The sequence below is a fragment of the Mesorhizobium sp. B2-4-12 genome (assembly GCF_006441575.1).
Classification (GTDB): Bacteria; Pseudomonadota; Alphaproteobacteria; order Rhizobiales; family Rhizobiaceae; genus Mesorhizobium.
Genome location: NZ_VFVC01000045.1, coordinates 22,233 through 48,152, shown reverse-complemented (window position 1 = coordinate 48,152; position 25,920 = coordinate 22,233). Strand labels below are relative to the sequence as shown.

The window sequence follows — 25,920 nt, the reverse complement described above, 5'->3', positions numbered from 1 at the left end:
CCAGGCGGCCTCCGGTCCGCAGGCGAACGGACAGATCAGGCCCTTGCCTTCGGCATTGGCGCCGATCGCCGCCGGCAGGGCGCCGGCGACGGCGGCAATCGTGCCGTCGAGCGACAATTCGCCGAGAACGACATAGCCGGCCAGCATGTCGCCCGGAATGGCGCCGAGCGCCGCCATCAGGCCAAGCGCGATCGGCAGGTCGTAATGGCTGCCCTCCTTGGGCAGGTCGGCGGGCGCGAGATTGATCGTCACCTTCTTCGACGGCATCGACAGGCCCGACGCATGAAGCGCCGCCTGCACCCGCTCGCGGCTTTCGGCAACCGCCTTGTCGGGCAAGCCGACGATCTGCATGCCGACCTTGCCCGGCGCGACCATCACCTGCACGTCGACCGGCACGGCCTCGATGCCCTGGAAAGCGACCGTGCGAACCCGCGCCACCATCGTGTTGCCCCCGGATACGGGCTGGCCTCAGCCCGTGCGATCAGGCCCGAAATGGCCTCTTCGGCAGACAATCACAATTTCTTGATCAAATCAAGAACATTACAGGAACAAGCCACCGTGGAGTTGCAACGGACTTGTAGCCGATTGCCATGAACGGAACATGGTTAATACGAAATGAAAACGGCTACTTCCGCCTTTTGTCCTCGACTGCGTCCCAAAACAGGCTGGCGATGTCGGCGCCGCCGAAGCGGGCGACTTCGCGCACGCCGGTGGGCGAGGTGACGTTGATCTCCGTCATATAGTCGCCGATGACGTCGATGCCGACCAGGATGAAGCCGCGTTCCCTGAGCGATGGCCCGATGCGGGCGCAGATCTCGCGTTCGCGCGCCGTCAGCTCCGTCTTCTCGGCGCGGCCGCCGACATGCATGTTGGAACGGGAATCGTGCTCGGCCGGCACCCGGTTGATGGCGCCGACCGGCTCGCCGTCGATCAGGATGATGCGCTTGTCGCCCTTGCGGACGTCTTTCAGGTAACGCTGGACGATATAGGGCTCGCGGAACAGCTGGCCGAACATTTCGAGCAGCGAGGCGAGGTTGCGGTCGGCTTCAAGCAGATGGAAGATGCCGGCGCCGCCATTGCCGTAGAGCGGCTTGATGATGATGTCGCCGAACTCCTTGCGGAAGGCGGCGACTTCCAGCGGATCCTTGGTGATCAGCGTCTCCGGCATCAGGTCGGAAAACTCGGTGACGAAGATCTTTTCCGGGCTGTTGCGCACCCAGGCCGGATCATTGACCACCAATGTCTTCGGATGGATGCGCTCCAGCATATGCGTGGTGGTGATGTAGTTCATGTCGAAGGGCGGGTCCTGGCGCAGCAGCACGACGTCCATCTCGGACAGGTCGGTGCGCACCTTCTCGCCCAGCGAGTAATGATTACCCTTCTCGTCCCGCACCTGCATCTCCTCGATGCGGGCAAACACCTTGCCGTCGCGCAGCGACAGCCGGTCGGGCGTATAGTGGAACAGCTGGTGGCCGCGCCGCTGCGCTTCCAGCGACAGCGCGAACGACGTGTCGCCGGCGATCGACACGCTGGAGACATGGTCCATCTGGACGGCGATTTTCAACTTCATGGTGGCTCCCCAGCGCAGTCGACGAGAGCGATATAAGGGCCGCCGCGCCTTCTGCCAATCCGGCCAGCGCCCTAACGGTTGAAAACCAGCCTGGAATAGCCAGCGGCGGCATGGCCGGCCTGGCAAACGGCAGCCTCCGGCGCGGGATCAAAAGAAGGCGCCAGCCGGCCGCCGCCTAGTCCGCCACGGCGTCGGCTCCCTGTCTCCATAGGCGGGGCGTTCGGCCCACGCTACTGCGAAACACCCGCGTCAGGTGGCTTTGATCGACGAATCCACAGGCCAAGGCCACTTCGGAAATGCCGAGCCTGCTTTGGCGCAGCAACGTCTTTGCCTTCTGGATGCGCTCGTTCATCAGCCACTTGTAGGGCGGAACGCCAACGGTCTGACGAAAGGCGCGGGCGAAGTAGCTGACCGACAGACCGCAGGCCTGGGCGATGTCGGCGATGGCGATGTCGCCGCTCAAATTGGCCAGCATCATCTCGCGGGCCCGCTGCATTTGCCATGGCGCCAAGCCGCCAACGACTCTGGCAGGCCCGTGACCGGGGGCGTAGGTCCTAACGAGATGGGCATGGAAGGCCAGCGCCACTTGATCGATGAACAACTGGTCGCTCGATCCGTAGTGAGCGGCCTTCGCCTCCAGGGCGCGGCTCAGGCCATACAGGATCGGATCGTTCACGCCGCCCAGGATCGTTCGCAGACCGACAGGCGGCCGCTCACCAAAGTCGTATGCGAGATCGTGCAGGGTCCGCCTCGATATTTGCAGGCGCAGAAAGTCCACGGATTGATGGAGATGCGCGATCGGAGACGCCTCCAGGTCCAGAAGCACCACATCGCCGGCATTGACCTCGGGATAGTTGACGTGACGACCGTCGATCCAGCCCTCCATCCTGGCTATTGGCGACAGGTAGACGATCACCGCGAATCCTGGCTCGGGTGCCACCGCGCGGGTGAGGCATGGCCCGGCCTGGAGGCGGCTGATCGCGATCGGGTCTTTCGAGATCGTATTGGAGAAAAAGGCAGTCTGGACCGGGGCCTTATACCGAAATGCCAGGTACGATTTGAAAACCGCCAGGTCCATATTCTGGCGCGGCACTGAGGCTTCGTCCGAGGCGTTGAATGGTCCGCCGGCTTCGGCGTCGCTTTGCAATGCAGAGCCTTCGCCGGCGCCGAACATCCCGCGCAGAAACGTCTGACGCTGCCGCGCGTGCTCCGGTGACAGGTCTTCCGGGCTGAACGAACGCGAACCGAAAGTCATGGGATGCCTACTCCAGCCAAGTCTCAGGGCATCGCTGCTTGGAAGCGGGGCAGATATTGCCTTGGGTCGTCGAGGCGCAACCGCCGCCACCGCGCAGGGCTCTTTCCTTCAAGTTGCGAGAATATGCGCGTGAAATGGCTTTGGTCGGTGAACCCGCAGGCCACGGCGACCTCCGCTGCTGGCATCTCCATGTTCAGGAGAAGGTTCTTCGCCTGTCTGACGCGCTCCTTCATCAGCCATTTGTGAGCGGGCATTTCGGCCGTGCGCCTGAAAGCCCTGGCAAAGTAATTCACGGAGAGTTCACAGGCCTCCGCCAGTTCCGCGAGTGTAACGCCTTCCGCGATCCTTGCGGACATCAACTCGGTGGCGCGCCGGTATTGCCAGGGCGCCAGTCCTCCCCGCAGAGGCTTGATGCTGCGGAGTTGGCCGTAGGTCTGGGCAATGTGAAGCTGAAAGGCGAGCGCCACGTGGTCAAGGAATAGAGCGTCCTCATCGCCGAACATCTGCGTCTTCTTCAGCATGGCGGTGCCTAGCCCGAAGAGAACCGAGTCCTCCGCGCCGAAGGTGGGACGCAGCGACCCGATCGGCGGCCGGCCGAACTCATCAGCGAGATCATCCAAGCTGCGCTGCGACATCTGCACCCGCAGGGTTTGCATTGGATCTCGGATCAGAACCCTTGGCGAGGTGCCGAGGTCAAAGATGCAGATTTCGCCGGCTCTCATCGCCCCCAAGGCTTCCTTGCGCCCGTCCATTCGCGCCTCCAGTCTCGGCAAGTGCGTCAGGACGATATGGACCGAAAAGGCCGCTTCGGGCTCCGGCTTCAACGTCCATGCGCCCGAAGGTTCGGGTACGGCGACATGCGTGAATATCGTTGGGTCTTTCGAGATGCCCTTGGCGAAACAGCTTTTGGTGGAGGCCGCACGGAATCGACGCTGCATCAGGGCGTCGTGGTGGTCGATTTGCGTGGCCGGATCATTCATCGATCTTCACCATCTGAGCTGACCTTGCGCTCTGCGGCCTCCGATTTCCAGAGGCTCTTACGAAGGGGCGGTATCCGCATGGCCAGCGAACCGTGCTCGGCCGCCGCTCGCAAACACAAGAGATACTTTATTTTCGTTGGCGTAGGTGTTATGGACAAATTTGTCCATAACACCTACGCTCAATTCCGTGTGATCAATGGAAAAGCGAGGCAAAGAAGCTGATGACCATCACTGTCTTCATCACCGGCGCGTCACGAGGTGTCGGGCGCGCTTGTGCGACAGCGTTCCTCGACGCTGGCTGGAATGTTTTCGCGACTGCTCGAGATCCCGACCAGATCGGCATATCTCCAAGCCAAAGGCTGGCAACGGCGAAATTGGATTTGAGGGATGATTCATCGATCTCGGCGGCCGTGGAGCACGCCATCGGCCGTTTCGGATCGGTCGACATTCTACTCAATAATGCCGGGATCGGCCTTGGCGGTCCTGTGGAAGCGGTAAGCCGTGAGGAATTCCACGGCTTGCTCGACGTAAATGTGGTCGGCGCGGCGCTTGTCACGAAAGCTCTGCTCCCGACGATGCGGCTGAAGCGGAGCGGCCTGATCATCAATGTAGGATCGCTGGCCGGAGCCGTCGGCCTTCCATATCTGGCACCTTACTGTGCAAGTAAATTCGCATTGGCAGGCTTGAGCGAGGCCATGCGGTATGAGCTTGGACCTTTCGGCATCCGGGTAAAGTTAGTCGAATTGACTGGAAGTCGGACGCAGTTCAAGCAGCCAATTCTTCACCACGAGGCCTATGCAACGAAGGCCGCCGCGATTGAACGGCGTCTGCAGGAAGGGCTGGCTTTAGCCACTCCTCCTGACACTGTTGCAAAGGAGATTTTGCGGATCGCGGGCTCGAGTTCCGATCGGTTGCGATATGTGGTTGGAACCGGGGGCCTTCTAGCGAGGATAAGGGGGTTCCTGCCCGATAGGATGATCAGCTCGATGTTGGCACGCGCATTCGGCTTGATCTGAAACCGCGAGCCTGCCTCGTCTCGACCGGGACGAGGCCGAGCCGCCCCTATATTTGGATTGTGAGCCCGGAAGGAGCAAATCGTGGCCAGGCCCCGGCAATTCGACCATGACGCCGCATTGAACGAAGCGATCAAAGTCTTCTGGATCAACGGATACGCCGGTACGTCAACCGATGATCTGAGAAAGGCCATGGGATTGGGCCGCCAAAGTCTCTACAACGCCTTCGGAGATAAGCGGCAGCTCTATCTGGAAGCTCTTTCGGCCTATCTGCGACGCACCATCTCTACACATCTCGATCGCCTCGGTTCGTCTTCATCGCCCTTGGCGGGCATTCGAGCGCTGCTGCTGGGAGTAATCGCCGAGGATCAATTTGAGCGAGAGCTTGGATGCCTGGGTGTAGTATCTGCCAGCGAGTTTGGAACGCGTGATCATGAACTCGCCCAACAGCAAAGCAAAGCAGGTGCCGCGTTGTCTGCCAGACTGATCGAACGGGTAGGCGAAGCTACAGCCAGCGGAGAAATTGACCCGCGGGTGAACGCCGAGGATGGAGCGTTCTTTATTCAGATGACCATGAACGGATTGCAACTCGCGGCCCGCGCTGGCGCGCCCGTGAATGTACTGCGCACCATGGCAGATTTCGCTGTCGAGCGTTTGCAGGCGCGACTGGCAGCCGAATAGGGGGCCTGACGCGAGCAGAGGGTCCATGCAAATTGGGCTAGGAAATCGCGCTCGCGGCAGAGCAGCGGACAGTGCTTAGGTCAAAGATGCCGATCTCACCGGCTTTCATTGCCCCCGAGGTTCCCTTGCGCCCTGCCATGCGCTTCCAATCTCGGCAGGGGGCAGCACGATATGGGCCGAAAAGGCATCCTCGGGCGGATTGGGCTAAGCCCGTGCAAAACACGCCCTGAATCTACCAGCGGCAGCGGGCGCTTTTGTCCATCGTCAGGACGTCGTCGAAGTTCTCGGCGCCTCGACATGGCTACAAGGAGCTACTCACATGACCACTTTATCAGTTGTCTTCCGGCGAATTCACATTGTTGCGGCCGCCGTTTTCAGCCTCTCCATCATACCGGCGGTCGCCTCGGCGCAGTCCGCGCAAAACGTCATTCTCGTGCACGGCGCCTGGGGCGATGGAGCGAATTGGTCGAAGGTCATTCCCATCCTCGCCGCAAAGGGTTTGAACGTCACCGCGGTCCAACTACCGCTGACTTCGCTCGCTGACGATGCAGCGACGGTGAAACGCGCGATCGGCCTCGTGGACGGGCCGGTCGTTCTGGCGGGGCACTCCTATGGAGGTGCGGTGATCACCGAGGCCGGAAACGATCCCAAGGTTTCCGCGCTGGTCTATGTCGCCGCGTTCGCGCCCGATGCAGGTCAATCCGCGGGGTCCTTGAACGCAACCGTAGCCCCCTCGCCAATGGCCGCGGAAGCCAAGCCCGACGCGGAGGGCTTCATCAAGCTGACCAAGACCGGCGTGTATGACGATTTCGCTCAGGATGTGACGCCGGCCGAGAAGCAGCTTCTCTACGTGACGGAGTCGCCAACCAGCGTGAAGTCCCTGGGAGGCAGCATCACCGACGCCGCATGGCACAACAAGCCCTCCTGGTACATCGTGGCTTCCCATGACCGGGCGATCCAGCCGGCGCTGGAGGCGGAAATGGCCAAGGCGATCAAGGCGAAGACCACGACGGTCGAAGGCAGTCACCTGATCATGCTCTCGAAGGCATCCGCGGTGGCTGCGGTGATCGAGCAGGCCACCCACTAATCCTCAGCTGAGCGGCATCCCGAGGTGCCCGCGGTTTCAGTACGCGGCGAACCGCAGATGCCGCTCGGCCTGACCTGCAATTGCTGCAGTCCCATCAACGCGAATGTGGAGTTTCTTCCATGACTGCGAAGTCTGTTATCCTGGTACACGGGGCATGGGCGGACGGATCGAGTTGGAGCAAGGTTATTCTCGAGCTCGCAGCCGAGGGGTTGTCCGTGACGGCAATCCAGATGCCGCTTACGAGCTTCGGCGATGATGTCGCCACCCTGCGCCGCGCCCTTGCGCTCGTCGAAGGCCCAGTCATTCTTGTCGGACATTCATACGGTGGTTCGGTCATCACCGAGGGAGGCAATGACAAGAAGGTGGCCGCGCTTGTATTCATAGCCGCCTTTGCGCCGGACAGCGACGAATCCGCTGCCTCGCTCGGGGAGAGCGTGGATCCCCCTCCGATGGCCGCTGAGGTTCGGCCCGACTCAGCGGGATTCCTGAAACTGACCGAGAGCGGAATCCGCGATCACTTCGCCCAGGATCTTTCCGACAGTGAGAAGACGGTTCTGTTCGCCGCCCAGGCGCCTACCGCCGTTGCGTCCTTAACAGGAAAAATTACGGAACCCGCGTGGCAATCGCGCCCAAGCTGGTATCTGTTGTCAACCGAGGATCATGCCATCGCGCCCAAACTCCAGCACATCATGTCGAGCCGGATAATGGCCAACGTCACGGAAGTCGCTTCGAGCCATGTGGCGATGCTGTCCCATCCCGACCTGGCCACCCGTCTCATCCTCGAGGCCGTTCGCGCGGTCTGAATTCAGCCAAGCCGGCTGATTGCCCAAGACGCGGCTGGCCGCGTCGTCGTCCATGCAAACAGCTTTCAAGCGATCACCTTGAAAGAATCCAGGGACTGCGCGGTCGCCTTCGCACGGCATGTCTGAGCCGAGGCCGAGCTTCGCGATCCCCTGGATTGCGGGGGCAAGCTCGCCTCGGGCCGGTCCGGGGCGGGCCCTCTTGCCAATCCGGCCAGCGCCCTACCGGTCGAAGACCAGCCTGGAATAGCCGACGAAGGAGAGCGCCATGGCGGCCAGCGAGGCGGCGGCAAGCGCAGCCAGCGGCGGCATGGCTGGGATTGCAAACAGCAGGGCGCAGTAAACGAGATAGTTGGCGACGCTGGTGGCGATGCCGACGCCGCCATAGCGGGCGCCTTCCTGCGCAAGGCCACGGCTCGATGGCGAGAAGGTCAGGCGGCGGTTGATCTGCCAGGTGACGCAGAGCGCGAATCCGATCGACAGGATGCGGGCGCCGAAAGGCCCAAGCGGGGTGATGGCCAGCAACAGCCACAGCGCGGCGGCATCGGCGACGAAGCCGATGCCGCCGGCGAATACAAACCTTGCGACACGTTGCATCTTTCAGGCCGCGCGCGGGGTCTTGCCCGTTTCCGGCTTCTGCGCCACCGCGCCGGCGCGGCGCTCGGAACGGCCCGACGGCATAGAGAGATAGAAGATGCGCTTCTGCTCGGCCCGGCCACGCGACACCGAATCCAGGATCAGCCCTGTCACGGCCGCCAGCATCGACAGCAGCAGCAGGCCGACCGACAGCACCCAGGTCGGCATGCGCGGGACGAGGCCCGTTTCAGCGAACTCGACCAGTACCGGCGCCATCAGGAACAGGCTGGACGCCAGGAAGAAGAGCGAAAAGGCGCCGAAGAAGCGCAGCGGCTGCGTCTCCTTCATCAGCATGGCGAACATCCACAGGATCCTGGCGCCATCGCGAAAGGTCGATAGTTTCGAGGAAGACCCGACCGGCCGGCGGCCGTAGTCGAGAGCGATTTCGGCGACCGGCAGTTTGAGCTGCGAGGCGTGCACCGACATCTCGGTCTCGATCTCGAAGCCGCCGGAGACGGCCGGAAAGCTCTTGACGAAGCGCCTGGTGAAGACGCGGTAGCCCGAGAAGATGTCGGTGAAATCACTGCCGAAGAGCCATTTGTAGAGGCTGTTGAAGACACGGTTGCCGAAAGCATGGCCGGTCCTGCCGGCGTCGTCGATCACGCCGCGCCTGGTGCCCACCACCATGTCGCAACGCTCGGTCAGAAGCGTGTTGATCAGCTGCGGTGCGTCCTCGGGCGCATAGGTGCCGTCGCCGTCGGCCATCAGATAGATGTCGGCGTCGATGTCGGCGAACATGCGCCGCACCACATTGCCTTTGCCCTGGCGCGGTTCGCGGACCACGATGGCACCGGCCGCACGGGCCCTGAGCGCCGTCAGGTCGCGTGAATTGTTATCGTAGACATAGATGGTGGCGTCCGGCAGCGTCTCGCGGAATCGCTGCACCACCTCGGCGACGGTCAGCTCCTCATTGTAGCAAGGCAGGAGCACGGCGATGACCGGTTCGTGGCTGATGGCTTGCGGCATTTTCGTCTCCGGATGCCTGGTCGACCACACGGTCGCGCGCCGGACCGGCTCGTCCAGGCGGTTTTACTATTTATTGAAGCCGTTAAGGCTAGGTTTAAGGCCGACTTCATGAGTGTCGATTGGCCTTGAAAGGTCCGGCATTCCCGCCAGGGGCATCGGGATGGGCACAGCAAGGGGAACTTCCACCTGGAGGTCCGATATCGCGTTCGCGCTGCTTGCCGCCCTGCTGCTGCTGGCCCTCAATGCCCATGCCGGGTTCCCGCAACTGGCCGATCCAGCCGGCGACAATGACAGCCTGCTGCAATTGGTCGAAGTCCGCGACCTCATGGCCGGCCAAGGCTGGTTCGACCTGCACCAGTACAGGATGGGTCTGGAAGGCGGCTTCGTCATGCACTGGTCGCGGCTGCTCGACGCGCCGCTGGCGCTTGCCTTCCTCGCCGTATCGGCCCTGACGGGCAGCCCCGCTTTGGCCGAACAAATCGTGCAGATCGTCTGGCCTGCCCTGCAGTTCTGGCTTGCTGTCTTCTTCATCATCCGCGCTGCGCGCGCTTTCGCAGGGGCTCATGCGGTGCTGCCCGCCGTCGTCGTCGGCGGGGCGGCCCTGTACTATATCGGCATATTTTCTCCGGGCGCGCTCGACCATCACAATGTCCAGCTTGTGCTGACCCTGGCGAGCCTCGCCTTGCTGCTCGATGCACCCACGCACCGACCGGCTGCCTTCGTCGCGGGCATCTGCGCCACGCTGACCCTGGCCATCGGCATGGAAAGCGCTCCCTATGCCGGAACCCTCGGCGCCGTCGTCGCCCTGCTTTTCCTCGGCAATGGCGCCGGCGAAAGGCTGATCGCCAGGGATTTCGGTCTCGGCGTCGCCGCCGTCGCGGCTTTGGTCTTCGCCATCACCGTCCCCGTATCGTCCTGGGGTCAGGCCCAGTGCGATACGTTCTCGATCGTGCAGTTCGCGCTCGCCGCGCTCGCCGGCGCCGGTCTGGCGGTCGTCGCGTCATGGAAGGCCGCCAACGCCACGCTCGCCCGGCGCCTGATCTCGCTCGGCCTGCTTGCCGCCGTCCTTGCTCTTGTCGTGGTGTTCCTGTTCCCGCAATGCCTGGCCGCCCCCTATGCCAGGCTCGATCCGCGCCTCCAGCAGATGTGGCTCGGCCATATCGAGGAGGCGCAGTCGATCTTCCAGCTTGTCTTCGATGATCCGGCCAGGGTCGTGGCGCGTTTCGCCACGCCGCTGGTGGCGATCATCGTGATGGGGCTTCATTTCAGCCATGGCGGATGGCGGCGGCAGGACAGCCTCGTCGGCGCGCTGCTGGTGGTGGCGTTCCTGGTCAGCGCCTGGGAAGTGCGCGGCTCGACCTTCTCCATCGCCTTCGCGGTGATCCCGCTTTCGGCATGGATCGCCAAATGGCGGCAGCGGGCCGAGGCCAGCCCGTCCGGCGGCTCGGTGCTGAGGATGGCCGCGGCCTGGCTGATCTCGGTGAATGCCATCTGGTCGGGCGCCGCCGAGGCTGCATCGAGCGCCTTCGCAATCGGCGCGCCTCCCAGGGACGCCAGTTTCGATTCCCCCTGCAACAGCAGGGGTTCGTTCGCCGTACTTGGGCGGATGGCCCCCACCACGGTTCTTGCGATCTCCAATCTTGGCTCGCCGATCCTCGCCTTCACCGGTCATCGCGTCTTCGCCGGGCCGTACCATCGCAATGTCGCCGGAAATCTGCTCGCGCTCGACGCGCTGCTGGGCTCCGCCGCCGATGCGAAGGCCATCATCGAAAGCCACCATGTCGGCCTCGTCGCGCTCTGCCGCGGCAACCCGGAAAGCCGGCTGTTGACGGCCAGCGCGCCGGACAGCTTCCTGGCCGGACTGATGCGCGGCAGCGTGCCGGAATGGCTGGAACCAGTGGCTGAGGCCCGTGGCGCCCCGCTCGAACTCTACCGCGTCAGGTCCAAAGGCTGAAAATTTCTGCACAAACAAAGGCTTGACGCGCGTCCGCGCCGGTTCGCGAAGGCATCCGGCCTCGTGTTCGGGCATCGTCTCCGGCGAAGACCGGAACCCATTTTTCGGGATCATGCTCCGGCTACGAAAAATCGTTTTCAGGATACGTTTCCTAAAGGGTTTGCTGCCAGTCTCGGAAACAAATCCGACGTCAAAAAACAGGGACACCGATGCAAACTCCGTTTGGCACCGGTCAGGCAAACAGGGAGAGCACGGATCTGGCCTTCACCGATCCGTTGACCGGGCTTGGCAACCATCGCCGCTTCTTCGACAAGGTCGATCGCCTGATCAGCGACCGTGCCGACGATCCCGCACCCTTCACCGTCGGCATCCTCGACCTCGACGGCTTCAAGCCGATCAACGATCTGTTCGGCCACAAGGCCGGTGACGATATCCTGATCCAGGTCGCCATGCGGCTGCGGGCCTCGATGGATGGCCATTCGACGGTCTGCCGTATCGGCGCCGACGAATTCGCCTTCCTCTATCCGCTGGTGTTCAGCGAGGAAGCGGCGGCGGAAAAATCCCGCATGCTGATCGAGATCCTGTCGGCGCCCTATGATGTCGGCGAACGCACCGCCAGGCTCTCGGCCTCGGTCGGCTGCTCGCTGTTCTATTCCGGCGACGAGACCACGGAGATCCTCATCAACAAGGCCGAAACGGCGCTCTACCACGCCAAGCGTTCCGGTCGTGGCCGCGTCGTCGTCTATACGCGCGAGATGGAAGAAGCGGCCAAGCGCGTCACCCGCATCGAACAGGCGCTGCGCCGTGCCGTCTCGGCCGGCGAGGTGGAACCGCACTTCCAGCCGATCGTCGATCTCAACACGCGCCGCACCATCGGCTTCGAGACGCTGGCGCGCTGGACCGATCGCGATCTCGGCACGGTGCCGCCAACCGTGTTCATTCCGATCGCCGAAGAGCGCGGCATCATCGGCCCGCTGTCGCAGCTGGTGCTGCGCAAGGCGACCGAGGCGGCGAGAAGCTGGCCGAACGACCTCTTCCTGTCGTTCAACCTGTCGCCCTCGCAGCTCGTCGACCAGAACACCGGCCTGCATATATTGGCGATCCTCGACCGCACCGGCTTCGATCCGCGCCGGCTGGAGATCGAGATCACGGAGACCGGCCTGATGAACGACCCGGCCTCGGCCGAGAAGATCGTCGACGATCTGCGTCGCGTCGGCATCCGCGTCTCGCTGGATGATTTCGGCACCGGCCAGTCCTCGCTCGGGCGCCTGCGCGAATTCCATTTCGACAAACTCAAGATCGACCGCGCCTTCGTCTCTTCCATTCTCGAAGACCGCCCGTCCGAACACATCATCCGCGCCATTCTGGCCATGTGCGAAGGGCTTGGCATGGATGTGGTTGCCGAAGGCATCGAAGAGGAAGCGCAGGCCGACCGCCTGGTCCAGTTCGGCTGCGCTGGCGGGCAGGGTTATCTGTTCGGTAAACCGGCCGATGCCGACGCCACGCTCGGCTATCTCCGCGATTCCTTCCGCGGCGCCCTGCGCGCCAAGGCGATCTGACCTGCGATCCCGGCGCTGTCCACCGTCACGGCTTGCGTCCGGCGCGGCGCATTGTCGTTTTGTCTGACATAAGCACGGAATCCGACGTTTCGCCCTTGCCCGCGCGACTTGCATGGCTAGGATGCGCGCCATTCTGGCTACAGCCTTCTTTGCGCATCTTTTCAGGACGCGCAAAGAAGGCTGTAGAATTTTATTTGCGCATGATCCCTTTCCGAAAATCGATCCGATTTTCGGAAAGGGATCATGCGCGCGGAGAGAAAGATATGATGCCATCGGCGCATTTTCCCGACCTCGGAGGAGCCTCGGTGCTGATCACCGGCGGCGGGTCCGGGATAGGCGCCGCCCTGACCGAGGGGTTTGTGCACCAGGGCGCCAACGTCGCCTTCATCGACATCGCCGACAAGCCCAGCACCGCGCTTGCCGACCGCATCGAGAAGGAACTCGGCCGGCGGCCGCTCTATCTCAAGACCGATCTGCGCGATATCGCAGCGCTGCGCGCTGCCGTGGCGACGGCCGCCGAGGCGCATGGCGATGTCACCGTGCTGATCAACAATGCCGCATGGGACGAGCGCCACGATATCGCGGACGTCACCGTCGAGTTCTGGGACAACAATCTCGCGATCAACCTGCGGCCGCATTTCTTTACCGCGCAAGCGGTGGCGCCGGGGATGAAGCGGGCCGGTGGCGGTTCGATCATCAACTTCACCTCGACATCCTACCTCATCAACCACCCCGACATGCCGGCCTACACCGCCGCCAAGGCGGGTATCCTCGGCCTCACCAAGGGTCTGGCCGGCAAGCTCGGGCCCGACCGCATCCGCGTCAACGCCGTCGCGCCCGGCTGGGTGATCACCGAACGGCAGCAGGAACGCTGGGTGACGGAAGACGCGCTTGCCGCCCATGTCGCCAAGCAGTGCATCAGGGACGTCATGCGGCCGGACGACATGGTCGGCACGGTGCTGTTCCTGGCCTCGGACGCTTCGCGCATGCTGACGGCGCAAATGTTGATCGTCGACGGAGGCTTCCTGTGAGCGCGATTCCGGCGGTAGCGGCGCTCGATTGGGGCACGACCAGGCTTCGGGCATGGCTGATCGACGGCAGCGGCAAGGTGCTTGCCGAGCGCCGCGGCGATGATGGCCTCCTCACCGCGCGCGAAAAAGGCTTCTCCAACGTGCTCGAAAGCCACCTCGGCGCCATGGGCGCGCCGGAAACGCTGCCCGTCATCATCTGCGGCATGGCCGGCTCTCGGCAAGGTTGGCTCGAGGCGCCCTATGCGACCGTGCCGGCGCCGCTCGGCGCCATCCTGGGCGGCGCGGCCCGGGTGCCTGATCGGAAACGCGACATCCGCATCGTCCCTGGCCTTGCCCAGCGTCTGGCCGACGCCCCGGATGTCATGCGCGGTGAGGAAACACAGCTTGCCGGCGCCGGTTTGCCGGCAAAGGGGCGGCATCTCGCCTGCATGCCCGGCACGCACTCGAAATGGGTCGTGGTCGAGGATGGCGCGGTTGCCGGCTTCGGCACATGGCCGACGGGCGAACTGTTTTCGGTGCTGGCCGCGCATTCGATCCTCAAACATTCGCTGGGCGAGCATCCCGCACCGGTCGCGGCGGACAACCCATTCTTCCGGCAATGGTGCGATCAGGCGCTTGGCGAGGGCGGCGACGTCACTTCGAAGCTGTTTGCCATCCGTGCCGCCGGGCTCCTGCAGGACTTGAAGTCGCAGGATGCGGCGGCCTGTCTGTCCGGACTCTTGATCGGCGGCGAGATCGCCTCGGCCAGACGCCGCTATGGCACCGGCGACGCGCCGGTCGTGCTGATCGCTTCCGGCGCACTGGCGAGGCTCTACCAGGCCGCGCTTGGCCTTGCCGGACTTGACCTTCGCACCGTCGACGCGGACGAGGCGGTGCGTGCAGGGCTCATCGAAGCCGCGCGCGAGAACGGCATGATCGGAGGCGCCCAATGACACAGACCGCACCTTTCCCGAAGCTGAAGCGAGGCCTTGTCGCGATCCTGCGCGGCTTAAGGCCCACCGAGGCGATCGCCATGGGGCAGGCGCTGTTCGACGCCGGCATCGAAGCCATCGAAGTACCGCTGAATTCGCCTGAGCCATTTGCCTCGATCGCAAGCATCGTCAAGGCGCTGCCGAAATCAGCCCTTGTCGGCGCCGGCACGGTGCTGACGTCCGGTGATGTGAACGGCCTGCACAAGGCCGGCGGGCGGCTTCTGGTCAGCCCCAACATCGATGCCGAGGTGATGGCGCGCGCGATGCATCATGGCATGGTGACCATGCCCGGCGTGTTCACGCCCACCGAGGCCTTCCAGGCGATCCGGCTGGGCGCTTCGGCGCTGAAATTCTTCCCGGCGAGCGTGCTCGGGGCATCAGGCATTTCCGCGATCCGGGCCGTACTGCCGGCGCAGATCCTGGTCGGCGCCGTCGGCGGCGTTTCGGAAAAGGATTTTGCCGGCTACAAGGCGGTCGGCGTCACGGTCTTCGGCCTCGGCTCCAGCCTGTTCAAGCCGGGCATGAGTGTCGATGAGGTGGCGCTCCGCGCGCACGCCGCCGTATCGGCCTGGGATGCGGTGTTCAGAGACGCAGGATGAGCGAGGTTTCGGTTTTCTCCGATCATATATGCCAACTCGGCGAAGGGCCGAGCTACGATCCCGCCACCGACGCGCTGTTCTGGTTCGACATCGTCAACGGCCGTCTTCTGGAAAAACCGGTGTCCGGCGGCGCGCTGAAGATCCATGAGCTCGGCCAGATGGCGAGCGCCATCGCCATCATCGACGACAAGCGGCAGCTGATCGCCACCGAAACCGGCCTCCATGTCCGCGAGGTCGCGACCGGCGGGATGACGCTGCATACGCCGATCGAGGCCGACAATCCGCTCACCCGTTCCAACGATTCCCGTGTCCATCCCTGCGGTGCGCTGTGGACCGGAACGATGGGCAAGAAGGAGGAAAAGGGCGCTGGTTCGATCTACTGGTTCTTCAAGGGCGAGCTGCGCCGCCTGTTTTCGGACATCACCGTGTCGAACTCGATCTGTTTTTCGCCGGACGGTGCGCTCGCCTACTACACCGATACCTCGACCGGCCTGTTGATGCGTATCGCCTGCGATCCGGCGACCGGCCTGCCTGCCGGCGAACCGAAAGTGTTTGTCGATCATCGCTCGGCCAAGGGCTATGTCGACGGATCGGTGGTCGACCGCGACGGCGTGCTGTGGAACGCCGTCTGGGGCGGCAAGGCGGTCAAGGCCTATTCACCCGACGGCACGCTGCTGCGCGAGGTGGCAATGCCGGTGACGCAGCCCTCCTGCCCGGCCTTTGTCGGCAAGAACGCCGATCGGCTGGCGGTCACTTCCGCCTGGTCGGGCAAGGATGAGAAACAGCGGCAGCTCGATCCGCAGGCGGGCATGACCTTCCTGCTCGACATTTCCGTTAGCGGTCGGTTCGAGCCGCGCGTGCTGATCGCCTGAACAGGCCCATCGATCCGCGCCCCTCATATCCTCCCCGCGGTGCTGTCACCCAGGCGTCCGGCTTGGGTCGGTTTCGCGAAAGCTGTTTGCGTCGGCCGTGCGATGGTAGGCGATCACAGCGCCGGGAATCACTCACCTCATGTCGAGCCACAAGCCAAAGCTGATCCTTGTCTACGAGCCGGAAAAGGCTTGCTTCGATCGCCTGGTCGCCGACGGTTTCGCACCGCAGCGCGCCACCGAAATCTCGTCCTATCTGGCGCAGTCGACAGACCTCGCCCCCGAATTCGATGCGCTGGCCGCCGCCTGCGGGGCGCGCGGCCTGTCCTTTGCGCCAGTGGCACTGGACGATGCCGCCGAGGCCCTTGACGGCGAGGATGCGCTGAACACGCTGGTCTGGACGCTGTCCGACGGCATCGCCTATTTTCGCGGCGGCGCCGCGCCCGCGCTGGCCCGGCTCAAGGGGCTGCGGACGGTCGGCGCCGATGATTCGCTATTCGCGCTCTGCCAGGACAAGTTCCGCTCCGGTGCCGTGCTTGGCGCGCTCGGCCTGCCGGTGCCGCAGGCCGGTCTTGCCCGGGATGGCAAATGGCTGGTCGAGCCGCCGGCTTCCGCCGCCGGCTGGTTCGTCAAGCCCAACCGGCTCGGCGCCAAGATCGGCATCTGGCCGGATTCGCGTGCGACTGATCTCGGCCACGCGCTGGAGCTCAGCCGGCGGGTCTTCGCCGCCTATCGCGACGATGTCGTCGTCCAGCCCTATGTCGCCGGCCGCAACGTGCGCGCCAGCTTCCTCGGGCTGGCACCCGAAACCGGCATCGAGGCGCTCGGCATCGCCTTTGTCGATTCAGGCGCGGATTTCCAGACCATGGCGGACAGCCTGGCGCTCTATGGTGAAACCGGCGAGGCGGCGAAGGCGGCCGGAAATTATGTCGAACCGGAACTCGTTGCGGTTGCCGATGCCCAGCCAGCCGCCGACGCCAGCATCAGGGCGATCGCCAACCAACTGATCAGCGGGCTCGGCCTGCGCGACGTGTTTTCCGTCGATCTGCGTGTCGAAGCCGACGACACCGTTCATCTGATCGAATTCGAGGTCTGCCCCGGCCTGCCCTGCTTTGATTTCCGCGCCTACTGCCGCTTGCAATGGGGGCTGAGCCTGGCCGATGCGATGGCCGAGACCGCGGCGAACAGGCTGGCCGGCAGGGAAGGTCGCGTCGCAACGGGCTGACGGCCCGGTGAAAAATCGCCGGGCTTTTGACGCGCTTCGGCTGGCTGCGCCTGCCTGACGCTTTCGGCGCGCCTTACTATCGGCGCAGCGTCCTCGACGAAAACGCGAATTGCGTCAGGACAAGAGAGGGAGCAGTTCGACGTTTCCGTGAAACGACTAAGCGCTCCAACGCCTCAGATGCCTTCGACCAGCACAATCTCGCCATCGGCGACCTTTTGGCGAATGCCGACGGCGCGCTGATATTCGGGCGAGTGATAGCAGTCATGCGCGACCGCAAGCGACTCGAATTCGATGATGACGTTGCGCCCGCGACCAGGCCCTTCGGCATTTTCATGCGCGCCGCCGCGCGCCAGGAATTTCGCGCCGAAGCGGTCGAAGGCCAGCTTCGATGCGGCGACATAATCCTTGTAGCCTTCGGCGTCGCGCACATCGACACGAGCGATCCAGTATCCCTTGGGCATGCTTTTTCTCCGGGTTTGTATCGGGGGCGTCAGGCCGAGCGCATTTCATCGAGGATGGCTTCGGCCGCTTCGCGTTTGTTCACCGCGGCGACGATCGGCCGGCCGACAACGAGGTGGCTGGAGCCGTTCCGGATCGCCTGACCCGGGGTCACCACCCGCTTCTGGTCGCCATGGTCGCTGCCCACAGGCCGGATGCCGGGCGTCACCACAGCCATGTCGGGCCCGACGATGCGGCGCACCGCTTCGGCCTCAGCGGCCGAGCAGACGATGCCGCCCATGCCGGCATGCAGCGCCTGTTCCGAGCGCCTGAGCACGAGCGTGTGCGGATCATACTCATAGCCGACGTCGATCATGTCCTGCTCGTCCATCGAGGTCAGCACGCTGACGGCGAGCAGGCAGAGGTCGCTGCCCCTGGCCGCTTCCACCGCCGCCTGCATCGCCTTTGGATAGGCATGGATGGTCAGCATGGTCATGCCCATCCTGACGATGTTCTCGACCCCCTTGGCCACCGTATGGTCGATGTCGAGCAGCTTCATGTCGAGGAAGACTTTCGTTCCGCCACTGGCCAGTTCCCTGGCGAAGTCGAGGCCGCCGGCGAAGGCCAGCTGATAGCCGATCTTGTAGAAGGAGACGATGCCGTCGAGCTCGCGCACCGCCTGCTCGGCTTCTTTCACGGTTAGCACGTCGAGGCCGACGATCAACCGGTCCTGCATCGTCGTGGCAATCACGCCTCGATCCGCGTGGCCAGCATGCGCGAGATTTCGATCAGCGTGCGGCATAAATGCTCCATCGATTTGTGCAGTCTTTCATCACGGAAATGGCCGTCCTCGCCGAAGGCGTCGCCGCCGTCGGGCACCGAGCATTCCGGTGTCACCACTTCCATCTGGCAGCGCACCAGCACGGCGCGCAGATGGTTGATACAGCGTATGCCGGCAAAATGGCCGTTGGAGGACGAGCAGAGGCCGGCGACCTTGCCGGCAAGCGGCCTGACCGATCGGCCGCCATCCCGGCGCACGCGGCTCACCCAGTCGATCGTGTTCTTGAGCAGCGGCGGGATCGAGCCGTTATATTCCGGCGTGGCGATCAGCAATCCGTCATGGGCGGTGATCAGCCGCGCAAGCTTGCGGGCGTTTTCCGGGACGCCGTTCTCCTTTTCCAGATCCTCGTCGAGGATCGGCAAGGAATAATCGGCAAGCGAAATGCGGGTGACCTCGGCGCCCTGCACCGCAAGTTCCTTCTGCGCCAGGTCGGCGGTCCTGCCGCTATAGGCGCCGCTGCGCACCGAGCCGGCGAAGACGAGGATTTTCGGGATCACTGCCATTGGCCACCCTTGTTCCGGGACTGGTACAGCCGGAGCCCGCGCAAATCAACGCGCCAGAGCCATAAAACATTTGCGATCGGCCGAGGCCTTTCCAATTCGTCATCCTAGGTCGAAGCAGGAGCGAAGCTCCGTGGCGGAGACCCCGGGATCCATTCCGCGACCTTGGCCGTGGAGTGCGGCGGAGCAGAATTCTGCACCGCGGCAGCGCACGGAAGCCACGGCGTGGATCCTCGGGTCTGCGCTGCGTCGCTATGCTCCTTGCTCCGCCCGTGGATGACGAAGTGACGGACGTTTAAGCCAATCGCAGTTATGCGATCTGCAACCAGCTCTGCGCCGAAACTAATGCGCTTCGCGCCGGTAGATCCACAGCTGCGTCGGCGGGATGTTGCGGATGATGAAGTCGAAATGCTTGACCGTGTAGTCACCACGCCCGGCCGGGATCGGCGACATCGGACCATAGGTCAGTTGCACGATCGGCCGTCCGACCGGGATGCGGTCGAGCAGGCTCTCGATATAGGCGATGCGCTGGGCGACCGGGAAGTTGAGCAGCGGCACGCCCGAAACGACGGAATCGAAGACCATCCCGCTTTTCTCGCCGAGCGTGGCGTTGAGGTTGAAGGCATCGCCCTCGATGACGTTGACGCCGGGATAGAGCCGGCGCAGGTGGCGCACGAAATCGGCGGAATATTCGACCGCGTAAAGGTTTTCGGGCCGCACCCCCTGCGCCAGGATGGCGCGGGTGATGACGCCTGTGCCGGGGCCGACCTCGAGCACCGGCAGGCCGGACCTGGGATTGACGATAGAGGCCATCTTGCGGGCGGTGATCGAGCTGGTCGGAACGATCGAGCCGACCGTCTTCGGCTTGTCGATCCAGCCCTTGAAGAATTTGAGTTCGTCGTCGAACTTTTCGGCAAGCGCCTTCCGCAGTCCGTGACTACGCGTCATGCAAGCTCTCCTCAGCGCTCCCCTTGAACCTACTTAACACCTGGTTGACGCAAGGCAAGGCGCGGCCATGCCGATGTCGTGGATAAGATAGATTTTGTCGCGCCTCAAAATGCGCGGTTTCTAGCGGCATCCTCGCGCTTCCGCCCAATGCAGAAGCCGGGCGGTGCTCAATGCTCGCCAAAGGATTCGAAGAAATCCTTCATGCGGGCGAAGAACCCGCTCGATTGAGGCGAATTGTCCTTCGATGAGAGTTGCTCGAACTCCTCCAGCAGTTCACGCTGGCGACGGGTGAGGTTCTGTGGCGTCTCGACCGCGGTCTGGATGTAGAGGTCGCCGACATTGGGCTGGCGCAGCACCGGCATGCCTTTGCCCTTGAGCCGGAACTGGCGTCCGTTCTGCGTGCCTTCCGTAACCTTCACCTTGGTCTGCGTGCCATCAAGCGTGGTGACCTCGAAGGAGCCGCCAAGGGCGGCGGTGGTCATCGAGATCGGCACCTTGCAGTACAGGTCGGCGCCGTCGCGCTGGAAGAATTCGTGCGGCTTCACCGCCAGGAAGATGTAGAGATCGCCGGACGGGCCGCCGCGCAGGCCGGCCTCGCCCTCATTGGCAAGCCGGATGCGGGTGCCGTCCTCGATGCCGGCCGGAATGTTGACCGACAGCGACCGCTCCTCGGTGACGCGGCCCTGGCCGGCGCATTTCGGGCACGGATCCTTGATGGTCTGGCCGCGGCCCTGGCACTGCGGGCAGGTCCGCTCGATCGAGAAGAAGCCTTGCGTGGCGCGTACCTTGCCGTGGCCATTACACATCGAGCAGGTGACAGGCTGGGTGCCTGGCTTGGCGCCGCTGCCCGAGCATTCCGAGCAGGAGATCGAGGCCGGCACGCGGATTTGCGCGGTCTTGCCGGAAAACGCTTCTTCCAGGGTGATTTCCATGTTGTAGCGCAGGTCGGCGCCGCGCTCGCGGCCGCCCGAAGAGCGGCGCTGACGCCCGCCCATCATGTCGCCGAAAATATCCTCGAAGATGTCGGCGAAGCCGCCGGCGCCAAAGCCATGCGCGCCACCGTTCATGCCGCCCTGCTCGAAGGCGGCGTGGCCGAACCGGTCGTAGGCCGCGCGCTTCTGCGGGTCCTTCAGCGTCTCGTAGGCTTCGTTGATTTCCTTGAACTTGTGCTCGCAGGCATGATCGCCGGGATTGCGGTCGGGATGGAACTGCATGGCGAGTTTGCGAAAAGCGCTCTTCAGCTCCTTCTCGTCGGCGCCCTTTTGCACGCCCAGCGTTTCGTAGAAATCAGCTTTCATTTTTTCCCGCAGTCCGGATGCTCAACGTCTTGATGCATGTTGTTGCGTCGTTTGCCGGCACGTTGCCTCGATTTAGGAGCGGTGCTGCCCGGATGCTAGAGCCGGCGCGATTCCGTCGGTATTTTTCTGTGATTTTTCTGCAAGGGGTTGCAAAAAAGCCCGGCTTTGCGCCGGGCTCCCTACAGCGCCGCGAGTCCTCTCGGACGCGCAAAGGACGCTGTAGCACCTTTGAATGAGCGCATGACCCATTCCAGAATCGACATCGATTTTGGGGTCATGCGCATCATCTTGCCGTCAGGCCGTTCAGGCCGACTTCTTCTTGTCGTCGTCTTCGTCGATTTCCTCGAAATCGGCATCGACCACGTCGGAATCCTTGGAGGCGTCCGCCTTGGCATCGGCTTCCGCCGCTTCCTTCTGCGAGGCCTCGTACATGGCCTGGCCAAGCTTCATCGAAGCTTCGGCAAGGGTCTGGCTCTTGGCCTCGATGTCGGCCGGGTCGTCGCCTTCGGCGGCGGTCTTCAAGGCCGCGATCGCATCGGCAATCGCCGTGCGCTCGGCCTCCGAAACCTTGTCGCCATATTCCTTCAGCGACTTCTCGGACGAGTGCACCAGCGCCTCGGCCTGGTTGCGGGCCTCGACCACGGCGCGACGCTTCTTGTCGGTCTCGGCATTGGCCTCGGCGTCCTTGACCATCTTCTCGATGTCGGCGTCCGACAGACCACCCGAAGCCTGGATGCGGATCTGGTGCTCCTTGCCGGTGCCCTTGTCCTTGGCCGAGACGTTGACGATGCCGTTGGCGTCGATGTCGAAGGTGACCTCGATCTGCGGTACCCCGCGCGGCGCCGGCGGAATGCCGACCAGGTCGAACTGGCCAAGCGCCTTGTTGTCGGCGGCCATTTCACGCTCACCCTGGAAGACACGAATGGTCACGGCCGACTGAGAATCCTCAGCGGTCGAGAACACCTGGCTCTTCTTGGTCGGGATCGTCGTGTTGCGCTCGATCAGGCGGGTGAACACGCCACCCAGCGTCTCGATGCCGAGCGACAGCGGCGTCACGTCGAGCAGCAGCACGTCCTTGACGTCGCCCTGCAGCACGCCGGCCTGGATGGCGGCACCCAGAGCGACGACCTCATCGGGGTTGACGCCCTTGTGCGGCTCCTTGCCGAAGAACTGCTTCACGATCTCCTGGATCTTGGGCATGCGCGTCATGCCGCCGACCAGGACCACCTCGTCGATCTCGCCAGCCTTGAGGCCGGCATCCTTGAGCGCCGCCTTGCAGGGGTCGATGGTGCGCTGGACGAGGTCTTCGACCAGGCTTTCGAACTTGGCGCGCGTCAGCTTCAGCGTCAGGTGCTTCGGCCCGGTCGCGTCGGCGGTGATGAAGGGCAGGTTGATTTCGGTCTGCGTCGTCGACGACAACTCGATCTTGGCCTTTTCAGCCGCTTCCTTGAGGCGCTGCAGGGCGAGCTTGTCGGCCCTCAGGTCGATGCCCTGTTCCTTCTTGAATTCGGCCGCCAGATACTCGACCAGGCGCATGTCGAAGTCTTCACCGCCGAGGAAGGTGTCGCCATTGGTCGACTTCACCTCGAACACGCCGTCGCCGATTTCGAGCACCGAAATGTCGAACGTGCCGCCGCCAAGGTCATAGACGGCAATGGTCTTGCCATCCTTCTTGTCGAGGCCGTAGGCGAGCGCTGCCGCGGTCGGCTCGTTGATGATGCGCAGCACTTCAAGGCCGGCGATCTTGCCGGCATCCTTGGTCGCCTGGCGCTGGGCGTCGTTGAAATAGGCCGGAACGGTGATGACCGCCTTCTCGACCTTCTCGCCGAGATAGGCTTCCGCCGTTTCCTTCATCTTCTGCAGGATCATGGCCGAGATCTGCGAGGGCGACTGCTTCTTGCCGCCGGCCTCGACCCAGGCATCGCCATTGTCGCCCTTGACGATCTTGTAGGGGACAAGCTTCTTGTCCTTCTCCGTCACCGGATCGTCATAGCGGCGGCCGATCAGGCGCTTGACCGCGAAGATGGTGTTCTCAGGATTGGTGACCGCCTGGCGCTTGGCCGGCTGGCCGACGAGACGTTCGCCGTCGCTCGAGATGGCGACGATCGAAGGCGTCGTGCGCGCGCCTTCCGCATTCTCGATCACTTTCGGCTCCTTGCCGTCCATGATGGCGATGCACGAGTTGGTGGTGCCGAGATCGATACCGATTACTTTTGCCATTTTTCTAGTCTCTCCGCTAAGCAGGCTTTCAGGACCCGTAAGGCGTTCCGACGAAAGCCCCTGTTCAAAAGAAATCCCGTTCGGCAACCGGTATTCCGGCGCCGGACGGCTTGGCGCGTATATAAGAACAGCCAGCATCGGGCGCAAGCATTCTGCGCAAGCCTTCCATGAACCTTTCCACTCCGGCCTGCGACTGACGTCCAGGTGCCGCATGGCGCGGCTCGGAAAGGAAGCCCAATGACCAGCAATCCAGAGGCTCCAAGGTCTCCGGGAACAACAGGAACTCGGCGCGGCCACCGCCTTCGGGACGGGGTCGACGCGCTGGGCTTTCGGCTGATTCCGTTGACCCTGCACGGGAGCAGGCGTATCGTGGAAATGAGGAAAGCAGACAATTTGATCAGGGAAGAACGTGCCGGAACGCCGCGCCTTGCCCTGGTTTGCGCGGCAACGCCGGATGTTTCTCCCGTGGCTAACGGGGGTAGCGCCATGTCTCGCGTCCGCGGCACGCTCGTGTCCTCTCTGAACAGCGGCGTGCGCGGTGCGGCGCGTGTTGGCGGCGGATTGCTGGCGCTGGCATTCACCGCCAGCCTGTGGCTTGGCGGCGCCCAGGCGCAGGACAGCCAGACCCGGATCATTTATCCCGGCTCGATGGCGGTCACCGGATTTTCCGGCACCATCATCCCCAATCTCGACTCTCCCGATTCCGAAAGCGGGGGCTTGCCGCCCGGCGTCGATCCCGTGGATGAAACCTTCATCGACACCACCCAAGCCACCTTGCGCGTGTTCGACGTCTCCCATCTTGGCGGGCCGGCTTCCGGTCAGCTCGTCTTCACGCCGCCGCCTTTCGAGGTGACAGCGGGCCAGATCGGCCAGGTGTTCGGCCTCACCTACGACGACGGTATGCGCGATGGCGTTCCGTCGGGCATTCCCAACCTCTACGCCGCCGCCACCTCGCTGCAAGGCGTCGCGATCGTCACGCCGGACGCCGACAAGGACGGCAGGCCGGAGCGGCAGCGCCGCGGCAAGGCCGGCGCCACTTTCATGGACGGCCAGTTCGGCACCGAAAACGGTGGCGGACCGGGCACCATCTGGAAGATCGACGGCATCACCGGCCAGGTCTCCAAATTCGCCGAGATCGACACCAACAGCGGTCCCGGTATCGGCAACCTCACCTTCGATCCCAATCACCGTCAGTTCTTCGCTTCGGACCTCGATACCGGCCTGATCCATCGCATCGACGCCAATGGCAAGCTGATCGACACGTTCGACCATGGCGTCGCCGGTCGCCCGGCGCATGGTCTGGCTCCGGTCGCCGACGATGGCGCGGTGATGGACATACAGGGCGCGGCCTTTGACACCGAAGACCCCGAGACCTGGGGCTACACACAGGACGGGCGCCGCGTCTGGGCCGTCTCCTATCATGGCGGCCGGCTCTACTATTCGGTCGGCGAAAAGGCCGAGATCTGGTCGGTGGGCATTGCCCGCGACGGCACCTTCGCCGACGACCCGCGCTGGGAACTGACGGTCAAGGCCGACAAGGACTATGCCGTCACCGACATCGCCTTCGACAACAGCGGCTTCATGTATCTCGCTCAGCGCGGCCCGGTCGAAAACCGTTATGATTACAGCCGCTTCGCCGATTCCGGCAAGGGCGAGGCGATCCGCTACTGGCGCGAAAATCCCGACGATCCGGCGACGGAATCGGCCTGGGTACACGTGCCGCAGGAATATGCCGTCGGCTTCCCGCAGGCCAATCGGCAATCGGCTGGCGGGCTCGACCTGCAGTATGGCTATGACGCCGACGGCAATCTCGACACCTCGGTCTGCACGCAGACGCTGGTCAACACCGGCGACAGATTGCGTGACAATCCAGCACTCGCCGGGCAACTCGCCGCCGGCGGGCCGCTTCCTGTGCATGGCGTGCAGATCACGCCCAAGGACCTGGTCAAGCCGGCGAATGTGCCGCCCTTCGGCTCCTGGTTCGTCGACTTCGACGGCTATTTCGAGGATCCCGAAATGGAAGGCCATGTCGGCGACGTCGCCATCTGGCATCCCTGCGAGGGCCGCGCCGGCTATTATGAAGAAATCCCGGGCGGCTATCTGCCCCCCTTCTACCCGCCGGACTTCCCACCGCCCGGCAATCTGCCTCCCTGTCTCGATGTCGACGATGTGCAGTATTTCTGCACGCCTTCAGGCCTTGAGGCCGATCTCTATCTCCATGACCACGCCGGCTTCGGCGGCGATTCGATCAAGGTCCAATCCAGGACGCCAGGCGTCGGGGTGACCACACCCATATCGCATGCGCCAGGCAGGCCGTACACGATCGACATCACCGGCCACAGTCCGGGCGACAGGGTCGATGTCGGGCTGTGTTTCTACAGGAAGTCCGACAAGGACAAGGGTGGCTACTACCCTTGCTGCAAGATGACCTTGCCGCTGCGCACGCCAGCCATCAGCTGCGAACGTTGAGGAGGGAAAG

The 25,920-nt window shown here is 63.6% G+C and carries 24 protein-coding genes; 12 read left to right on the top strand and 12 right to left on the bottom strand.

Going from position 1 to position 25,920, the window contains the following annotated elements:
- The 4 genes from FJ934_RS22670 to FJ934_RS22655 form a co-directional block, all read right to left on the bottom strand.
- Positions 1–441, bottom strand: a 441-nt coding sequence (locus FJ934_RS22670) for a magnesium chelatase domain-containing protein (RefSeq protein WP_140612626.1), incomplete at its 3' end; no start/stop codon positions are given.
- 184 nt (positions 442–625) lie between these two features.
- Positions 626–1,570 carry a glutathione synthase gene (gene gshB / locus FJ934_RS22665; protein ID WP_140612624.1) on the bottom strand — a complete coding sequence of 315 codons (945 nt, stop codon included), beginning with the start codon at positions 1,568–1,570 and terminating at the stop codon, positions 626–628.
- Positions 1,571–1,745: 175 nt separating this feature from the next.
- Complete coding sequence (locus FJ934_RS22660; RefSeq protein WP_140612622.1) at positions 1,746–2,825, bottom strand: AraC family transcriptional regulator; 1,080 nt, start codon at positions 2,823–2,825, stop codon at positions 1,746–1,748.
- 23 nt (positions 2,826–2,848) lie between these two features.
- Positions 2,849–3,805, bottom strand: a complete 957-nt coding sequence (locus FJ934_RS22655) for an AraC family transcriptional regulator (RefSeq protein ID WP_140612620.1) — start codon at positions 3,803–3,805, stop codon at positions 2,849–2,851.
- Between the two features lie 221 nt (positions 3,806–4,026).
- Here FJ934_RS22655 and FJ934_RS22650 point away from each other — a divergent pair, with 221 nt between their 5' ends.
- The 4 genes from FJ934_RS22650 (at position 4,027) to FJ934_RS22635 (ending at position 7,389) form a co-directional block, all read left to right on the top strand.
- The gene (locus FJ934_RS22650) at positions 4,027–4,821 is read left to right on the top strand and encodes an SDR family oxidoreductase (protein ID WP_140612618.1); all 795 of its coding nucleotides are present in this window, start codon (positions 4,027–4,029) and stop codon (positions 4,819–4,821) included.
- A 117-nt stretch (positions 4,822–4,938) separates the two neighbouring features.
- The gene (locus FJ934_RS22645) at positions 4,939–5,499 is read left to right on the top strand and encodes a TetR/AcrR family transcriptional regulator (RefSeq protein WP_246671599.1); all 561 of its coding nucleotides are present in this window, start codon (positions 4,939–4,941) and stop codon (positions 5,497–5,499) included.
- A 319-nt stretch (positions 5,500–5,818) separates the two neighbouring features.
- Entirely contained in the window at positions 5,819–6,586 is a 768-nt protein-coding gene (locus FJ934_RS22640; RefSeq protein ID WP_140612614.1) for an alpha/beta hydrolase, read from the top strand.
- Between the two features lie 119 nt (positions 6,587–6,705).
- Positions 6,706–7,389, top strand: a complete 684-nt coding sequence (locus FJ934_RS22635; protein ID WP_140612612.1) for an alpha/beta hydrolase — start codon at positions 6,706–6,708, stop codon at positions 7,387–7,389.
- A 219-nt stretch (positions 7,390–7,608) separates the two neighbouring features.
- Here the strand turns inward: FJ934_RS22635 and FJ934_RS22630 are convergent, their stop codons facing one another.
- Positions 7,609–7,983, bottom strand: a complete 375-nt coding sequence (locus FJ934_RS22630) for a GtrA family protein (protein ID WP_140612610.1) — start codon at positions 7,981–7,983, stop codon at positions 7,609–7,611.
- A gap of 3 nt (positions 7,984–7,986) precedes the next feature.
- Complete coding sequence (locus FJ934_RS22625; protein ID WP_140612608.1) at positions 7,987–8,988, bottom strand: glycosyltransferase; 1,002 nt, start codon at positions 8,986–8,988, stop codon at positions 7,987–7,989.
- Positions 8,989–9,148: 160 nt separating this feature from the next.
- Here FJ934_RS22625 and FJ934_RS22620 point away from each other — a divergent pair, with 160 nt between their 5' ends.
- The 7 genes from FJ934_RS22620 to FJ934_RS22590 all read left to right on the top strand — a co-directional run bounded on the left by FJ934_RS22620 (position 9,149) and on the right by FJ934_RS22590 (position 17,196).
- On the top strand, positions 9,149–10,942 hold the full coding sequence (locus FJ934_RS22620) for a GtrA family protein (RefSeq protein ID WP_140612606.1): 1,794 nt from the start codon (positions 9,149–9,151) through the stop codon (positions 10,940–10,942).
- A gap of 209 nt (positions 10,943–11,151) precedes the next feature.
- Positions 11,152–12,501 (top strand): EAL domain-containing protein, encoded by a 1,350-nt coding sequence (locus FJ934_RS22615; protein WP_140612604.1) that lies wholly within the window; start codon positions 11,152–11,154, stop codon positions 12,499–12,501.
- A 263-nt stretch (positions 12,502–12,764) separates the two neighbouring features.
- Complete coding sequence (locus FJ934_RS22610; RefSeq protein WP_140612602.1) at positions 12,765–13,532, top strand: SDR family oxidoreductase; 768 nt, start codon at positions 12,765–12,767, stop codon at positions 13,530–13,532.
- A complete protein-coding gene (locus tag FJ934_RS22605) occupies positions 13,529–14,464 on the top strand; it encodes a 2-dehydro-3-deoxygalactonokinase (protein WP_140612600.1) in 936 nt (311 codons plus the stop codon). Before FJ934_RS22610 ends, FJ934_RS22605 begins: the two co-directional genes overlap by 4 nt.
- Positions 14,461–15,102, top strand: coding sequence for a 2-dehydro-3-deoxy-6-phosphogalactonate aldolase (locus tag FJ934_RS22600; RefSeq protein WP_140612598.1), 642 nt, complete (start codon positions 14,461–14,463; stop codon positions 15,100–15,102). The genes FJ934_RS22605 and FJ934_RS22600 overlap by 4 nt, the downstream gene beginning before the upstream one ends.
- A complete protein-coding gene (locus tag FJ934_RS22595) occupies positions 15,099–15,974 on the top strand; it encodes an SMP-30/gluconolactonase/LRE family protein (RefSeq protein WP_140612596.1) in 876 nt (291 codons plus the stop codon). Before FJ934_RS22600 ends, FJ934_RS22595 begins: the two co-directional genes overlap by 4 nt.
- Before the next feature lie 139 nt (positions 15,975–16,113).
- Entirely contained in the window at positions 16,114–17,196 is a 1,083-nt protein-coding gene (locus tag FJ934_RS22590; RefSeq protein ID WP_140612594.1) for a D-alanine:D-lactate ligase-like protein, read from the top strand.
- A 173-nt stretch (positions 17,197–17,369) separates the two neighbouring features.
- On the opposite strand, the gene FJ934_RS22585 is transcribed toward FJ934_RS22590, so the two are convergent.
- The 6 genes from FJ934_RS22585 to dnaK form a co-directional block, all read right to left on the bottom strand.
- Entirely contained in the window at positions 17,370–17,657 is a 288-nt protein-coding gene (locus FJ934_RS22585) for a DUF1330 domain-containing protein (RefSeq protein ID WP_140612593.1), read from the bottom strand.
- A gap of 29 nt (positions 17,658–17,686) precedes the next feature.
- Positions 17,687–18,370: an orotidine-5'-phosphate decarboxylase gene (gene pyrF, locus FJ934_RS22580; protein ID WP_181165730.1), complete on the bottom strand. Its 684-nt coding sequence runs from the start codon at positions 18,368–18,370 to the stop codon at positions 17,687–17,689.
- A gap of 11 nt (positions 18,371–18,381) precedes the next feature.
- Positions 18,382–18,978, bottom strand: coding sequence for an NADPH-dependent FMN reductase (locus FJ934_RS22575; RefSeq protein WP_140612589.1), 597 nt, complete (start codon positions 18,976–18,978; stop codon positions 18,382–18,384).
- 339 nt (positions 18,979–19,317) lie between these two features.
- A complete protein-coding gene (pmtA, locus tag FJ934_RS22570) occupies positions 19,318–19,923 on the bottom strand; it encodes a phospholipid N-methyltransferase PmtA (protein ID WP_140612587.1) in 606 nt (201 codons plus the stop codon).
- 167 nt (positions 19,924–20,090) lie between these two features.
- Positions 20,091–21,221 (bottom strand): molecular chaperone DnaJ, encoded by a 1,131-nt coding sequence (gene dnaJ, locus FJ934_RS22565; RefSeq protein WP_140612585.1) that lies wholly within the window; start codon positions 21,219–21,221, stop codon positions 20,091–20,093.
- Between the two features lie 303 nt (positions 21,222–21,524).
- Positions 21,525–23,441 carry a molecular chaperone DnaK gene (gene dnaK / locus FJ934_RS22560; RefSeq protein ID WP_140612583.1) on the bottom strand — a complete coding sequence of 639 codons (1,917 nt, stop codon included), beginning with the start codon at positions 23,439–23,441 and terminating at the stop codon, positions 21,525–21,527.
- A gap of 486 nt (positions 23,442–23,927) precedes the next feature.
- Here dnaK and FJ934_RS22555 point away from each other — a divergent pair, with 486 nt between their 5' ends.
- Positions 23,928–25,910, top strand: coding sequence for a hypothetical protein (locus FJ934_RS22555; RefSeq protein ID WP_140612581.1), 1,983 nt, complete (start codon positions 23,928–23,930; stop codon positions 25,908–25,910).
- The last annotated feature ends 10 nt before the right edge of the window (positions 25,911–25,920 follow it).